The sequence below is a fragment of the Streptomyces sp. NPDC004111 genome (assembly GCF_042874215.1).
Lineage (GTDB): Bacteria > Actinomycetota > Actinomycetes > Streptomycetales > Streptomycetaceae > Streptomyces.
Map to the genome: position 1 here is coordinate 58,086 of NZ_JBIAMU010000010.1, position 14,437 is coordinate 72,522.

Genomic DNA, 14,437 nt, shown 5'->3' on the forward strand with positions numbered 1-14,437 from the left:
CGCCAACGACCCGCGCGCGACAGTGCGCGGCAGGAGAAGGGAATTCGCCATGACCGACGCCCGAGACCAGCTGCCCGCGGAACCGGCCGCCCGGCCCGTCGACGGGCTGCGTGCCCTGGAGAGGCTGATCGGCACCTGGAAGGTGACCGGTGGCGCCGAGGGCACCGTGACCTACCGCCTGCTGGAGGGCGGTCACTTCCTCGTCCAGGACATCGCCCTGGAGCAGTACGGACAACCGGTCGCGGGCGTGGAGATGATCGGCCGGGATAAGCCGTTCGGCGCCGGGCACGCGGGCGAGGACATCAAGTCCCGCTACTACGACAGCCAGGGCAACACCTTCGACTACGTCTACGAGCCCGACGGCGACGTACTGACCATCTGGGGCGGCGAGAAGGGCTCCCCGGCCTACTTCAGGGGGACCTGGAGCGCGGACGGGAACGTGCTCGGCGGCGCGTGGGTCTACCCGGGCGGTGGCGGCTACGACTCGGTCATGACGAGGACCGGCTGAGCACGCCCGGCCGCAGCACGCCGGGCGGCCGCTCCTCCCGGTGAGGGAAGGAAACACGCCAGGGGCCCGCTCCTCACCGTAAGGAGCGGGCCCCGCGGGCCGTACCGGCCGCAGCGCGTCAGCCGGCCGAGGGGGTGATCATCTCCCGCAGCACCGTGCGGAGGTCCTCGCCCGGCGCCGGGCGCAGGGCACCCGCCAGCCGGTCCGCGCGGTAGTGCCAGTGGTGGTCGAGGTCCGGGTGGACCCTGGCGTCCGGGGCCTCGAAGCGGACCTCGCTCCCGCTGCCCAGCAGTTCGCGCAGTGCGGCCGTCAGCTCCGGCCAGCCCACGTGCCCACCGACCGCGTTGGCCACCCCGTGCACCGGTGCGTCCAGGCACGAGGTCACCGCACGGGCGAGCGCGGCGGCGTGCACCCACGGCGCGCCGTACCAGTCGTGGCCGCCGGTGCCGGGCGACGGCAGCGCGATCGGGCCGCCGCTCAGCGCGGCCTGGTACAGCAACCCGGTGGCGCCCCAGCGCAGTTGGTCGCGCAGCCGGTCGTGCGGACCCCAGACGAGCGGCGAGCGCACCGCACTCGCGCCGCCCCGGCCACCGGTGCCGGCCGCGTGCAGCAGGAGCTGCTCGCAGTCGACCTTCGCCTGGCCGTACGGGCTCAACGGCGCCCGGGACGGGGCCTCTTCGGCCACTTCCGCACCGTCCGGGTGCCCGTAGGCGTCCACGCTGCTGACGAAGACGAAGGGCCCGCTGTGCCAGGCTTCCGTCATCGCCCGCATCGCCGCCACGTCCACCTCGGGACGGGTGAAGGTGGACGCCGCGTGGATCACCGCGTCCGCCCCGGCGACCGCCTCGCGCAGGCTGTCGAGGTCGTTCAGGTCGCCCGCCACGACCTCGACGCCGTCCCCGCCGGGCACCAGGTGCGCGGACTCGGGGCGGGCCAGCGCGAGCACCGGCCTGCCGAGCCTCGCCAGCTCGCGCAGCACGAACGCGCCGACGCCGCCCGTGCCGCCGGTGACCAGCACGGTCCCGGGGCGCGTGGCACCGCGCCGGTGGGACGGCCGTACGCCCGAGGAGGGCGAGCCCGCCGCCTCCCGGCGCGCCGTCGCCGCCAGCCGGTCGGCCTCGCGGGTGTCGAGGAGCGCGGTGAGGGCGCGCGGGGTGCGCGACTCCATGACGTCCAGCCCGGTCAGCGGGAGCCCGAGCGCGGTACGCAGCCGCTCGGCCAGCTGCACGGCGGCCAGCGAGTGCCCGCCGAGGACGAAGAAGTCGTCGTCGGGGGCCGGACGCCGGCCCAGCAGCCGGGCGAACTCCGCCGTCACGGCCTCCGCGCGCGGCCCCCGCGGCGCGGGCGCCACCGGAGCACCCGGCAGCCGGGCCGCGTCCGGCGTCCCGTCCGCCCGGCGTGCCAGCACGTCCACCAGGACGACCGCCGCGGGCACCGCGTCCCGCTCCAGCACGGCCCGGAGCCCGGCACGCAGCGTCGCGGGCGCCGGGGCCAGACCGCGGTCGCGGTCCCGCAGCACGGCGTACGCGAGCAGCGGCCCGCCCGCCGGGTCGAGCACGGCGGCGTCGGCGATCCGCGGGTGGGAGCGCAGGGCGGCCTCGGCGGGATGCGGGGCGGGAGCGGCCGGAGTGTCCGCCGCCGGGTCCGCACCCCGCGCCGGTGTCTCCGGGAGGCCCGGAAGCTGGGACAGCCGGCGGGCGGGGTCGGCGGCGACCTCCGTCAGCAGGGCGGCGAAGGCCCGGCCGAGCGCCGTCCCCGTGGCGTCGTCCAGCGCGGCCCGCCCGTACTGGACCAGCCCCGCCGGAGCCCCGGTGTCCACCAGCCCGAACGACAGGTCGAACTTGGCCTCGCCCAGGTCTACGTCCACCGGCTCGGCCCGCAGCCCCGGCAGCCGCAGCGCGGTCGGCTCGCCCAGCACGTCGGACGTCACCCGGACCAGCGCCGCACCGTCACCGCCGCGCGCCGCCGCGCCGAGCCGCTCCGTGATCAGGTCGTAGGGCACCTCGCGGTGCTGCTGCGCCTCCAGCAGCGCCTCCCGGACGCGCTCCACCAGCTCCCCGAACCCGGGGTCGCCTGACAGGTCCACCCGTACCGGCAGGGTGTTCACGCACAGCCCCACCAGTCCGCGCATCGCCTGCCCCTCGCGGTGCCCCGACGCACAGCCGATGACCAGGTCGTCCTTGCCGGTCAGCCGGTGCAGCGCGGCGAACGCGGCGGCCAGCTGGACGGTGAACAGGGTGGCCCGGCGCGCCCGGCCCAGCTCCCGCAGCGCGGGCAGCACCGGGGTGCCCAGCGGTTCGAGGCGGGTGGCGGACGGCCGGGCGGCCAGGTCGGCGGGGGTGCCGGTGGGCCGCGGCAGCGCGGGCGGGGTGGCTCCCGCGAGCCGCCGCGCCCAGTGGTCGAGGCCCCGGGCGAGCCTGCCGCCCGGCTCCGCGGCGCCCGTGTGCTCGCGCCGGGCGAAGTCCGCGTACTGCGGCGGCGCGGGATCCAGCTGCCGGGCCGGTACGGCAGTGCCCGCGGCAGCCGCGTACAGCAGGGCCAGTTCGTCGGCGACGGTCTCCAGCGAGCCGCCGTCCAACGAGATGTGATGGAACGTCAGCAGGACCGTGTGGTCCTCCGGGCCGTGCCGCAGGACCAGCGCGCGGGGCGTGCTGCCCCGGGACAGGTCGAAGGGGAGCCGGGCCTCGGCGGCCAGCAGCTCGGCCCAGGCGGGGCTGTCCGGGCCTGCGGGACCCCGGCTGTCGTCCGGGGTTTGCGCGGTGTCGCCGTCCGTGTCGACCACCCGGACCGGGAACGGCCGCGGGACGGCCTGTACCTCCTGGTACGGCACGTCGTCGCGCTGTCCGTAGCGGGTGCGCAGGACCGTGTGCCGCCCGACCAGGGCGGACAGGGCCTCGCCGAGGGCGTCCAGGTCGAGCGGGCCGGTCAGCCGGGTGGCGAAGGGCACGCTGTAGACGCCGCCACCCCGGCCGAGCCGGTCCATCAGCCACATGCGGCGCTGGGCGTGCGACAGCGGTGCGGGGCCCGGGTCGGTCACCGGCGTTCCCGCCGGGCGGGCGCCGCCGCGCGCGTTGTCGCGGGTACGGGACCTGGCCCTGCGCAGAAGCTCTTCCTGGAGGGCGGCGGGGGAGGTGTCAGCGGACATCGGAGTGCTCCGGCACGTCGGGGTGGGCAGCGGGCAGGTGCGGCAGGTCGGCGTGGGCGGACAGCAGTGCGCGTTCCACGAGGGCGGCGTGTCCGGCCACGGTGGGCGTGGCGAAGAAGTCGGCGAGCGACACCTCGACGCCCAGGTCCTCGCGGAGGTCGTCGGTGACGACCAGCGCGAGCAGGGAGTGGCCGCCGAGGGCGAGGAAGTCGGCGTCCGCGGAGGTCACTTCGCACTCCAGCGAACGCGCCCACACCTCGGCGACGGCCTGCTGGAGCGGGGTGAGCGCGGCCGGCTCCCCGGCGGCGGTTTCGTGCGCGCCGTCCCCGGCCCCGGCCGCCGGGGCGGGCACCGCGGCGGGGTCGAGCGCGGCGAGCGCACGCCGGTCCACCTTGCCGGTCGAGGTCAGGGGCAGCCGCTCCAGCACGGTCAGCTCGTCCGGCACCAGATGGGCGGGCAGCAGAGCGGTGAGGCGGGTGCGCAGGTCCTCCGGGTCGGGCGCCGCACCTGCCGCGCCGACCACGAAGGCGGCGAGCCGGGCGTCGTCGGGCGTGGGCCGGCGCACCGTCACCGCCGCGTCGTCCACCTCCGGCAGGTTCCGCAGGACGTGCTCGATCTCGCCCGGTTCGATCCGGTGACCGCGCACCTTGACCTGGTCGTCGGTGCGGCCGTGGTAGTCCAGGGCCCCGTCCGTCCGGGTCGAGACGAGGTCACCGGTGCGGTAGACGCGGCCGAGCGCGGGGTGCGCCACGAACCGTTCGGCGGTCAGTCCGGGCTGCCCGTGGTAGCCGAGGGCGAGGCGGCTGCCGCCGACCCACAGTTCGCCCTTCGTGCCGGCCGGGACCGGTTCGCCGGACTCGTCCAGGACGTGGGCCGTCGCGCCCGCGACGGGGCGGCCGATCGGCACCGGGCCCTCGCAGTCCGCGTCGGTGACCCGGTGCGCGGTGGCGAAGGTGGTCGTCTCGGTCGGACCGTACCCGTTGACCAGCTCCAGCCAGGGGAAGGGCCGCAGCACCGACCTGGCGTGCTGGGCCGACAGGGCCTCGCCGCCGACGATCACCGTCCGCAGCAGGGCGAAGACCCGGGAGCGGCGGGCGGCGAGCTGGTGGAAGAGGGCGGTGGTGAAGAACGCCACGGTGACGCCGTGCCGCTCCACCTCCTGGACCAGGTCCTCGAAGGTGGGCCGGTCGGCCGGGCAGACCACGACGGCCGCACCGTTCGCGAGGGCGACCCACACCTCGAAGGTCGAGGCGTCGAACGTCGCGGGGGAGTGCAGCAGCACCCGGTCGCGCGCGGTCACCGTGAGGTACGCCGGGTCCGTCACCAGCTCGGCGACGGCACCGTGCCGGACGGCCACCCCCTTGGGGCGGCCCGTGGAGCCCGAGGTGAACATGAGGAACGCGGCGGCGTCCGGGCCGGGACCGGAGTGCGGCCCCACGGCGGCGCTCGCCGCACCCGCGTCCGTACCCTCGTCCGCGTCCGTACCCGCGTCCCCGAGCGGCGTAGGTGCGGGCGGCAGCGCCAGCACCCGGCCGATCCCGTCGTTCGCGGCCAGCAGGTCCTCGTCGCCGACGGTCAGGACGGCCCCGGCGTCGGCGAGCATCGCCTCGGTGCGCGCCCGGGGGTGGGCCGGGTCGAGCGGCACGCACACCGCGCCCGCCCACCACAGCCCGAGCTGCGCGACGACGGTCCGGGCGGAACGCCGGGTCAGCAGCGCCACGATGTCCCCGCGGCGAACCCCGTGCCCGGCCAGGTGACCGGCGAAGTCCCATGCCGCAGAATGCAGTTGACGGTACGTCAGTGCGGTGTCGCCGTCGATCAGGGCCAGCGCGTCGGGCGTGCGCTCGGCCCGCAGGGCGAACAGTGTGGGCAGATCGAGCCGCTCCACCGGACAGGACTGCGTGTGCGCGTCCGGCCTCTCCCGTACCTCAGACACCTGCGGCCTCCTCGGTGCGCGCACCGGTCCACCGGGCGTCGAGCACGGCGGCAACCGCCCGCAGATCGGGCTGGCGCAGCACCTCGGGAGCGCGCAGCCGCACCCCGGTCTCCCGCTCGACGGCGGCCAGCAGCCGGCCCGCGACGACGGAAGTGCCGCCCACGTCGGTGAAGTTGTCGTCCAGCGTGATGTCCGCGCCGGTGAGCAGCCGCCGCACCGTGCGCAGGACGAGCCGCTCGGCGGCGGTCGCGTCCGCCGGCAGCCCGTCGCCCGACGCGGAGGGCCGGGCCTCCTCTGCCGACCGCTCCTCGGTCCGGGCCTCCTGGGCCAGCAGCGCCGTCCGGTCGACCTTGCCGTTCGCGTCCAGTACGAAGGAGTCCACGACCCGTACCGCCGAGGGCACCGCCTGCTCGGGCAGCCAGGCCCGCACCCCGGCCAGCAGCGCGGTCGCGTCCGGTGCGGTCGCCGCGTCGGCGGCCGGCGTCACGTACGCGACGAGCCGGGCGCGGCCCTCGGCGTCCCGGGGCGCGACGACGACCGCGCTGAGGACGGCCGCGTCCTGCTCCAGCGCCGCCTCGACCTCGGCCGGTTCGATCCGTACACCACTGATCTTCACCTGGTCGTCCAGCCGCCCCAGGAAATCGAGCAGCCCGTCGGCCCGCATCCGCACCCGGTCTCCGGTGCGGTACATCCGGTCCGCCCCGGCGTCCGCAGCGAGCCCTTCGTCGGCGGGCGCGGCGAACCGGTGCGCGGTCAGCTCCGGGTCGAGATAGCCCAGCGCCAACTGGACACCGCCGATGCACAGTTCACCGTCCTCGCCGCGTGCCACGACGCGGCCCCGCGGGTCGGTGACCGCGAGGGTCACGCCCGGCAGGGGGCCGCCGATCGGCGGTGCGGCGTCCTCGTGCACACCGGCGTCGGTGGCCCGCATGACGTGGGTGGTGGTGACGACGGTCGCCTCGGCGGGCCCGTAGGCGTTGTGCACGGCGGCGGTCACGTCGGGGCCGGGGCGGCGGCGCATCCGGTCGCCGCCCACGAAGAGGTGGCGCAGCACCAGGTCCCGGGGCCAGGGGCGGTCGAGCAGCGGCTCGATCATGGGAGTGGCCGTCACCGCGACGGTCACCGCGGCGTCGCGCCACCAGTCGGTGAGCGCACCGGGGTCCCAGCGGACCGCGTCCGGGGCGGGCACCAGGGCGGCACCCGAGGTCAGACCGGCCCACAGCTCCATCACGTGCGGGTCGAACGCCACACCGATGAGCAGGGACTGCCGGTCGCCGGGGGCCAGACCGGTCTCCGCCCGGAACCAGGCGAGCAGTGCGGCCAGCGCGGGCTCGGCGACCGCGACGGCCTTGGGGCGCCCGGTGGAACCCGACGTCAGCACCGCGTACAGCGACCCGGGCAGGGCCGGACGGGCGCCGTCGGCGGGCGGCGCGAAGGCCGCGACCACGTCGGGGACCGCGTTCGCGCCCTCGGCGGGCAGCGGCAGCGGCAGCTCCGCCGTCCCCCGGTGGGTGTCGGGCAGCACGTCCCGGGCGCCGATCAGGCACACCACGCCGACGTCCTCGCCGACCGCGGCGAGCCGGCGCTCGCCCGGACGCGGGCCGAGCGGCAGGTAGACCGCGCCGACCCGGGCCAGCGCGACGGCCGTCACCACGAGCGCGGCCGACCGGTCCAGACAGACCCCCACCAGGTCACCGGGGCGGATCCGCCCCTCCCAGGCCCGTACGACGGCGTCCGCCGCCTCGTCGATCTGCCGGTACGTCCAGGAGTGGCCGCCGTCGACGACCGCCGTGGCCAGGGGGGTGCTGCGCACCCACTCCTCGTAGCGGGCGAGCACACCGCCGACCGCGGACGGGTCGACCGGCCGTCCCCGTACGACACTTGCCGCGTCCGGCGCGGGTACGGTCCGCTCTTCGTTGAGTGTCTCGGTCATCAGGACTCCGTGGATGCGGTCGTGGGGGTGAGGGCGCGGGCCTGGTCGGCGAGCACCGGGTTGCGGAAGAGCAGCCGCAGCGGCGGGCGCTCCCCGAGGCGGGGCTCCAGCCAGGCGGCGAGCTGCGCGGCGAGCAACGAGTGGCCGCCGACGCGGAAGAAGTGCGAGTCCTCGGCGAACCGGCCGTGCCCGAGCACCTCCCGCCAGCCCTCGGCGAGCAGCGCGACCGCCGGGTCGGCGGCCCGTGTGAGGTCGGGAAGGGCGGTGTCGCCGGTGCTGACGTCCTCGGACGCCCCGGTGGTGGCCTCGTCGGCGGTCACCGGGACCGCTGCCGCCGCCACCGGCTCCAGCTCCGCGGCCATCCTGGTCAGGACGGTCCGGTTCGGCTTGCCGCCGGGCAGGGCCGGCATGGCGTCCAGCCGCACCCAGCGGGCCGGCACCAGCGCGCCCGGCAGCCGGCCGCTCAGCGCGCCGTGCAGCGCCTGCTCGTCCCAGGCGTCGTCGACGCCCTCCAGGAAGCCGACCAGGCGGGGGTCCCCGCCGGAGGTCCGGTCCAGGACGACGGCGCAGGACCGGCCGCCCAGCACCGCGGAGGCCGCGGCCTCCACCTCCTCCAGCTCGATGCGGTATCCGCGCAGCTTGATCTGGTTGTCCCGCCGCCCGAGGAACCGCAGCAGACCGTCCCGCCCCCGGTAGCCGAGGTCGCCGGTCAGATAGACGCGCGCGCCGTCGAGCGCGGGGACCCGCACGAAGCGGGCCGCGGTGACCTCCGGATTGCCGACGTACCCCTCGGCGAGACCCACGCCCGCGACGGCCAGTTCGCCGACCGCGCCGTCGGGCAGCGGCTGCAGACCCGCGCCGAGCACGTGGACGCGCTCGCCGGGCAGTTCGGTGCCGAGGGGGATCTCCGCGCCGTCCGGCAGGTCCGCCGGGTCGATCTCGTGCACGGTGGAGCTGATCGAAGCCTCCGTCACGCCGTAGGCGTTCAGCACCCGCACCCCGGTGTCCGTACCGGTGCCGGTGTTGGCGAGGAAACCGCGCATCACGTCCGCCGGGATGCGCTCACCGCCGAGCACCAGGAGCCGGGGTGCCCAGTGGCCGTCGCGCAGCGCGGGCCGCAGGTCCTCCTGGGTGGCGAGGAAGTAGCTGGTGGGCAGGTTGGCGACGGAGACCCGGGCGGACGACAGGAGCGCGGCCAGCTCGGTGCCGGTGGGCACCTCGACCTCCGGCACCACCAGACAGGCCCCGGCGTACAGCGACGGCAGCACCTCTTCGAGCGCCACGTCGAACGACGGCTGCGCGAACAGCAGCACCCGGTCGCCTGCGGCCAGCTCGAACCGGTCGGCAACGCCGGTCAGATGGTTGCGCAGGGCGTCGCGGCCGACCGCGACGGGCTTGGGAACACCGGTCGAACCGGAGGTGTGGATGATGTACGCCGCCGAGGGCACCGGCGCGGCCGGTGCGGCGGACGGCAGTACGGCGTCCCCGACGGTGGCCGTCGGCAGCCCGGCCCGTACCGCCACCTCCGCCACGTCCGTGGCACCGGCACCACCGCTGTGCGCGGCGACGAGCACCAACGCCGGGCGCAGCCGGCCGAGCAGCAGCTCCAGCCGGGCGGTCGGGTCGGACGGCGACAGCGGGCAGTACACGGCGCCGGTCCGCAGACAGGCGAGGAGCGTCACCACCGACGCCACGCCGCGCGGCAGCACCGCCGCGACCGGCTGCCCCGCCGTCACCCCGGCGGCGGTCAGCCGCTTGGCCAGCGAGCCGACCTGCTCGTCCAGTTCGCCGTAGGTGATGCGGCGCGCGCCGATCAGCAGGGCGGGCAGCGCCGGGTCCTGGGCGGCGACGGGGTCGAGCGCCTCGACTCCGGGCGCCGTCGCCTTCCCGGACTCGGCGGCGGGGGCGGCCGGCGCGGGCGCGAGGGCGGCGAGCACGGTGTCCGGCGCGTCGAGGTAGGCCCGCAGCAGGTCGAGGAACCGCCCGGCCAGCAGCCGCGCCACCTCTTCGCCGAACATGTCGGCGTCGTAGTCCCACACCATCGTCATGCCCGCCGCGCCGTGCCGGGGGCCGACCCCGCGCCGGTCGTCGGGCAGCAGCACCACGTCGAGGTCGAAGCGGGTGGTGCCGGTGTTGAAGCCCTCGAACAGGGACACCTCAAGACCCGGCACCTCCAGGTCGGGCAGCACCGCGTCGTGCGCGCTGAACATCACGCTGAACAGCGGGTTGTCCGCGCCCGAGGTGTGCAGACCCAGCGCCCGGGTCAGCTCCTGCACCGGGACCTCCTGGTACGGCAGCGCCCGCAGCAGGGTGTCGGTCACCTCGTCCATGGTGTCCTGGGCCGGGGCGTCGGGGTCCAGCCGCAGCCGCAGCGGGATGGTGTTGACGAACATCCCCACCGCGTCCTCGAAACCGGGCGGCCGGTTGCCCACGGCGGTGCCCACCACCATCTCGGTGCGCCCGCTGTGCCGCCGCAGCAGCTCCGAGAACAGCCCGAGCAGGGTGGCGAACGGGGTCAGCCCGCGCTCCCTGGCGTGCGCGCGCAGCCGCTCCGCGAGGTCCGCGCCGATCGACTGGCGCAGCTGTCCGCCGTGGTGCCGCCGCCGGGCGCCGGGCCTGGTCAGTCCGGGCAGCGGCATGTCGTACGAGGCGTCGGCCAGCTCGGCGGTCCAGAACTCCAGCCCCTCCCGCACCTCTTCGGCGTGCGCGGGGCCGGTCTGGGCCCGGACGTGGTCGGCGTAGGACGAGGCGGGCGGCAGTACGCCACCGCTCCCGGCACCCGTCCCGCCCGTACCGAGCACCTCGGCGCGGTAGACGCCGAACACGTCGGCGAGCAGGATCGCGAACGAGTGACCGTCGTGGATCAGGTGGTGCTCGACGTGGATCAGCCGGTGGTGCTCCGGGGCCAGCCGCACCAGAGTCCAGCGCAGCAGCGGCGCCTCGAAGGTGTCGAGCGGGCTCTCCGCCTCGGTGCGCAGCAGCTTCTGGAACGCCGCTTCCGGGTCGCTCTGCGCGGACAGGTCCACGGTGTGCAGCCGGGGCGGGCACACCTCGGCGACCCGCTGTCCCGGCATCGCGCCCGGCACGGGTACGAGTTCCAGCCGCAGCCCGGGGTGGCGGTCCAGCGTGGCGGCGAGGCCCTTGCGCAGGGCGTCGGTGTCGAGGGTGCCCCAGAGGTCGAGGGAGGCGGTGAAGTTGTAGGCGCGGCTGCCCGGCTGCACTTGCTCGTGCAGCCAGACGATCTCCTGCGAGGAGGAGAGGGGGAGCATGGCGATCCCTTGGGTTGTCGGGTCGGAGGGTGAAAGGAGAGGGCGGGGGTACGGTCGTGCCCGCCGCCCGGCGGTGCCCCGGCCGGCCCGCGGATCGCGCGGGCCGCCACCGGGCCGTGAGGTGGTGGAAGGGTGCGGCCGGCCCGGCCCGCGGGCCGGGAGGTGCCGGAAGTGAGGGTTGGGGCCGGCCCGCGGGCCGGGGGCGCGGGAGCGCGCGGTGGTGCGGCGGCCGGCGAGCGGGCCGGGTCAGCCGACGGGCTGTGCGGTCCGCAGCTCGCCGCACAGCGCGGCGAACGCGTCCCGGGCGGCGGCGTCGTCGAGCACCGCGCGGTCCCACACCATCCGCAGCTGCGTCTCGGGTCCCTGGACGACCGACACCGCGAAGGGGGCCCGGACGGCGCGGCCGTCGACGTGCACCTCGCGGCCGGTGGTGCCGCCCAGCCCGAGCACCGGCCTGCGCCGCGCGTCGTCCACGGTCAGCAGCCCGTCCAGCTGCCCCGACCAGCGGGAGCCCGCCGCGCGCGCGGCCCGTACGACCTCGTCGAACGGTGTGTCGGCCCGGTCCAGGTCGTCCCACCACTGGGTGGCCGTCAGCTCGGGGGCCGGCCGCGGGCCGTGGGTGGCGGCGGGGAAGGCCACCGTGTTGAGGAAGCAGCCGAGCACGGGCGCGGCGGCGGCCGGCCGGCCGCCCCACGGGTAGCCGATCGGCGGTACGTGCCCCGTCCCGTACAGCACCTGTGCGGCGGCCCGGCACGCGTCGAGCAGCGTGGCGAACGGCATCGCCAACTGGTCCGCGGGAAGCGTCAGTTCGGCGGCGCCGGTCGGGAGCGCGGTGGTGTCGGCGCTTCGCGCGGCGGGCTTCGGCGCCCGCTCGCCCACGTCCCGCAGCCGCTCGCCCCAGTACGCCAGCGCGTCGGGCGAGGAGGCCCGGTGCTCGGCGTCCAGCTGCAGCAGCACGGCCTCGCGGTAGGCGGCGAGTTCGGCGGCGACGTCGGCGGGCGCCGCGTCGTCGGGACCGAGCCGGTCCCGGTAGGCGGTGCCCAGTTCCTCGACGATGCGGGCCAGCGACTGCCCGTCGCAGGCGGCGTGGTCGAGCACGATGGCGAGCACTTCCTCCGCCCCGTCCTCGTGGCCCTCACCCGTCCGCCCCGTGCCGCTGCCGTGCTCCTGCCGGGCGAGGAACAGCCGCAGCGGCGGCCCGTCGGCGGACCAGGCGCCCACCGCCCGGCGCAGCGCGTCGTGCACGTCCTCGCCCGGGGCACAGCCGACCCGCTCGACGGGTATCTCGGGCGCCGCGTGCCGCAGCACGGGGGTGCCCCGTACGACGAACGCCTGCGAACGGAGCGCGGGATGGACCGCGGCGAGGTGACAGGCGGCGGCACGCAGCCGTGCGGTGTCCACGGTGCCGCGCGGGAACGCGAAGAACATCGGCACGGTGTCCGGGCGGCCGGCCGGGTCCATGGCGCGCACCAGGACGAAGCGGCGCTGCGCCCCGGTGACGGGCAGCAGCCCTGCCCCGTGGCCGCCCGCACCGTTGCCCTCCTCGGCGGTGAGACGCTGATAGCGGGTCAGATACTGACCAGTGATGCTGGAGTGCACGTGATCCTCTTCAGTCGTTGGCGGCGGACTTCGCCGCGGGCTTGTCGTGGGGCTCGTCCTCGGGCGCGGTGGCCGGCAGGTCCCGCATCGTTCTCAGCGGGGAGAGGAGCAGCGGCAGCGGTACGAGGAGGAAGCCGGCCGCGCACACCCACAGGGCGGCCCGTGCGCCGAGTCCGTCCGCGACGGCTCCGCCGATCAGGGCGCCCAGGGGCAGGGTGCCCCACATCATGAACCGCAGGGTGGCGTTCATCCGGCCCAGCAGGCGCGGCGGGCACAGCATCTGACGGAAGCTCACCTGGGCGACGTTGTAGACGACCGCGCCGAAGAAGACCATGCCGGACGCGACGGCGAACAGCGCCGCCGCCATGCCCTTGCCGGCCAGCGGCCACAGCACCGCGAACGGCCCCGTCACCAGCGGGGACAGCCAGATGAGCCGCGCCTGCCCGAACCGTGCGGCCAGCCGTCCCGCGCAGAGCGCACCGGCGAGACCGCCCACCGCCGAGGCGGCCAGCATCAGCCCGAGGACACCGGGCTGGATGCCGAGCACCCGCACGAGGAACACCGTCTGGGTCGCCATCAGCATCGCGCTGAACAGGTTCGCCAGTCCGGTCGCGCCCGCGATGACCCGCAGCAGGGGATGGCCGAAGACGAACCGCAGCCCTTCCCCGACGTCCTTGCGCAGCGACGCCCCGGGCACCGGTTCCGGTTTGCTCTCCGGATTGCGTATCGCCATCAGGAACAGCGCCGAGATCGCGTAGCCGATCGCGTCGGCCACGATCGCGAGGTGCGCCCCGACGAGCTGGACCAGCCCGCCGCCGAGCCCGGGGCCCGCCACCTGGGCGGACGAACGGACCGTCTCCAGTGCGCCGTTGCCCGCCACCAGCTGTTCCCTGGGGAGCAGCTGGGGCAGATAGCTCTGGTGCGCCACGTCGAAGAAGACCGTGGCGATCCCGGTGACCAGGGCCACCACGTACAGCTGCGCCATCGTCAGTACGCCGCCGACCGCGGCCAGCGGCACGCTCGCCATCGCGGCGGCCCGCACCAGGTCGGCCCTGATCATCAGGGCCCGCTTGCGCATCCGGTCCACCCAGGCGCCGGCCGGCAGCCCGATGAGCAGGAAGGCGGCGGTCTCCGCGGCGGTGAGCAGCCCCACCTGGAAGGCGGGCGCCTTCAGTTCGAGTACGGCGACGAGCGGCAGGGCGACCAGGGTGACTTGGGCGCCGACCTGTCCGGCCGCCGCGCCTGCGAGCAGCAGGCGGAAGTCACGCAGGCGAAGCAGGCCGCCGGAAGCGGCACTTGGCGAGGTGGGCATGCCGACGACCATCACCAAGCGAAGATCAAGAGTCAAAACAAAAGGGAGACTTCCAGTCGAATATCCGGCTCTCGGGCCCAACTTCCGCAAATTTTGTGGCAGATATGGGCGACCGGCAGATGAACTGCACCTATGGACAGCCCTGGGGTGAGGGCTCCGGGGCCGTTCCTGGCGGAGTCCGGCACGGCTCGCGAGTCTCCCAGGCCAGCCACGCGCACGTATGTCCGAAAATAGTCACTCCATACGGAGCTTAAGCCGATCTGGGAACCCCAACGCCCCCATCCGCGTCCCGAGTTGACCGAACCCGCCACCGTGTGTGGCGTTTCGGGCCGTTCGCTGGAGATGGGTGGGTGCGTCGGCGTACCGGGCACCCGCTCCCGCGGACGGCGATCAGCGGGTGCGGCCGTCGTCGTCGCCCTCGTGCGGGTGCAGCGACTCGTCCGCCGACTGCCAGGAGTCCGCACCCCGCTGCGGAGTGGTGGGCAGGTTCGCCACATGCCGGGTGTTGCGCCGGCTGCCGTACCAGAACGCGATGAGCAGGACGACGGCGATGAGAAGGCCGATCACCAGGATCCAGAGCACGGAGGATCCCTCGACGGCGAGTGGGCTGAGGACTTCACTGCTCGGAATGGTCACCCCGTGGGCCTACCACCCGGACGGCCCCCGGTACCGCTCGACGGCCACTGCCCCTCGGATGGCGCACCCGGGTCCCCTGTCCGGGACGCACCCCGCTCC

8 protein-coding genes are annotated in these 14,437 nt (G+C 75.7%); 1 reads left to right on the forward strand and 7 read right to left on the reverse strand.

Going from position 1 to position 14,437, the window contains the following annotated elements:
- Positions 1-49 precede the first annotated feature (49 nt).
- Positions 50-508: a hypothetical protein gene (locus ACFYVL_RS20470; RefSeq protein ID WP_389246696.1), complete on the forward strand. Its 459-nt coding sequence runs from the start codon at positions 50-52 to the stop codon at positions 506-508.
- Between the two features lie 118 nt (positions 509-626).
- Here ACFYVL_RS20470 and ACFYVL_RS20475 read toward each other — a convergent pair whose 3' ends face one another.
- From ACFYVL_RS20475 to ACFYVL_RS20505, 7 genes are all read right to left on the reverse strand, one after another.
- On the reverse strand, positions 627-3,653 hold the full coding sequence (locus tag ACFYVL_RS20475; RefSeq protein WP_389246698.1) for a condensation domain-containing protein: 3,027 nt from the start codon (positions 3,651-3,653) through the stop codon (positions 627-629).
- Entirely contained in the window at positions 3,643-5,589 is a 1,947-nt protein-coding gene (locus tag ACFYVL_RS20480; protein ID WP_389246700.1) for an amino acid adenylation domain-containing protein, read from the reverse strand. Before ACFYVL_RS20480 ends, ACFYVL_RS20475 begins: the two co-directional genes overlap by 11 nt.
- Positions 5,582-7,522, reverse strand: coding sequence for a non-ribosomal peptide synthetase (locus ACFYVL_RS20485; RefSeq protein WP_389246702.1), 1,941 nt, complete (start codon positions 7,520-7,522; stop codon positions 5,582-5,584). The genes ACFYVL_RS20480 and ACFYVL_RS20485 overlap by 8 nt, the downstream gene beginning before the upstream one ends.
- Positions 7,522-10,791: an amino acid adenylation domain-containing protein gene (locus ACFYVL_RS20490; protein WP_389246704.1), complete on the reverse strand. Its 3,270-nt coding sequence runs from the start codon at positions 10,789-10,791 to the stop codon at positions 7,522-7,524. The genes ACFYVL_RS20485 and ACFYVL_RS20490 overlap by 1 nt, the downstream gene beginning before the upstream one ends.
- 246 nt (positions 10,792-11,037) lie before the next feature.
- Positions 11,038-12,390, reverse strand: a complete 1,353-nt coding sequence (locus ACFYVL_RS20495) for a non-ribosomal peptide synthetase (protein ID WP_389246706.1) — start codon at positions 12,388-12,390, stop codon at positions 11,038-11,040.
- 10 nt (positions 12,391-12,400) lie between these two features.
- Positions 12,401-13,702, reverse strand: a complete 1,302-nt coding sequence (locus ACFYVL_RS20500) for an MFS transporter (RefSeq protein ID WP_389246708.1) — start codon at positions 13,700-13,702, stop codon at positions 12,401-12,403.
- A 390-nt stretch (positions 13,703-14,092) separates the two neighbouring features.
- Positions 14,093-14,338, reverse strand: a complete 246-nt coding sequence (locus tag ACFYVL_RS20505) for a DUF6479 family protein (protein ID WP_389246710.1) — start codon at positions 14,336-14,338, stop codon at positions 14,093-14,095.
- Between the last annotated feature and the right edge of the window lie 99 nt (positions 14,339-14,437).

Excerpts from the sequence above, each read along its gene's own strand:
- ACFYVL_RS20470 (WP_389246696.1), top strand. The coding sequence starts at position 50 with ATGACCGACGCCCGAGACCAGCTGCCCGCGGAACCGGCCGCCCGGCCC.
- ACFYVL_RS20475 (WP_389246698.1), bottom strand. The coding sequence starts at position 3,653 with ATGTCCGCTGACACCTCCCCCGCCGCCCTCCAGGAAGAGCTTCTGCGC.
- ACFYVL_RS20485 (WP_389246702.1), bottom strand. The coding sequence starts at position 7,522 with ATGACCGAGACACTCAACGAAGAGCGGACCGTACCCGCGCCGGACGCG.
- ACFYVL_RS20490 (WP_389246704.1), bottom strand. The coding sequence starts at position 10,791 with ATGCTCCCCCTCTCCTCCTCGCAGGAGATCGTCTGGCTGCACGAGCAA.
- ACFYVL_RS20500 (WP_389246708.1), bottom strand. The coding sequence starts at position 13,702 with ATGCCCACCTCGCCAAGTGCCGCTTCCGGCGGCCTGCTTCGCCTGCGT.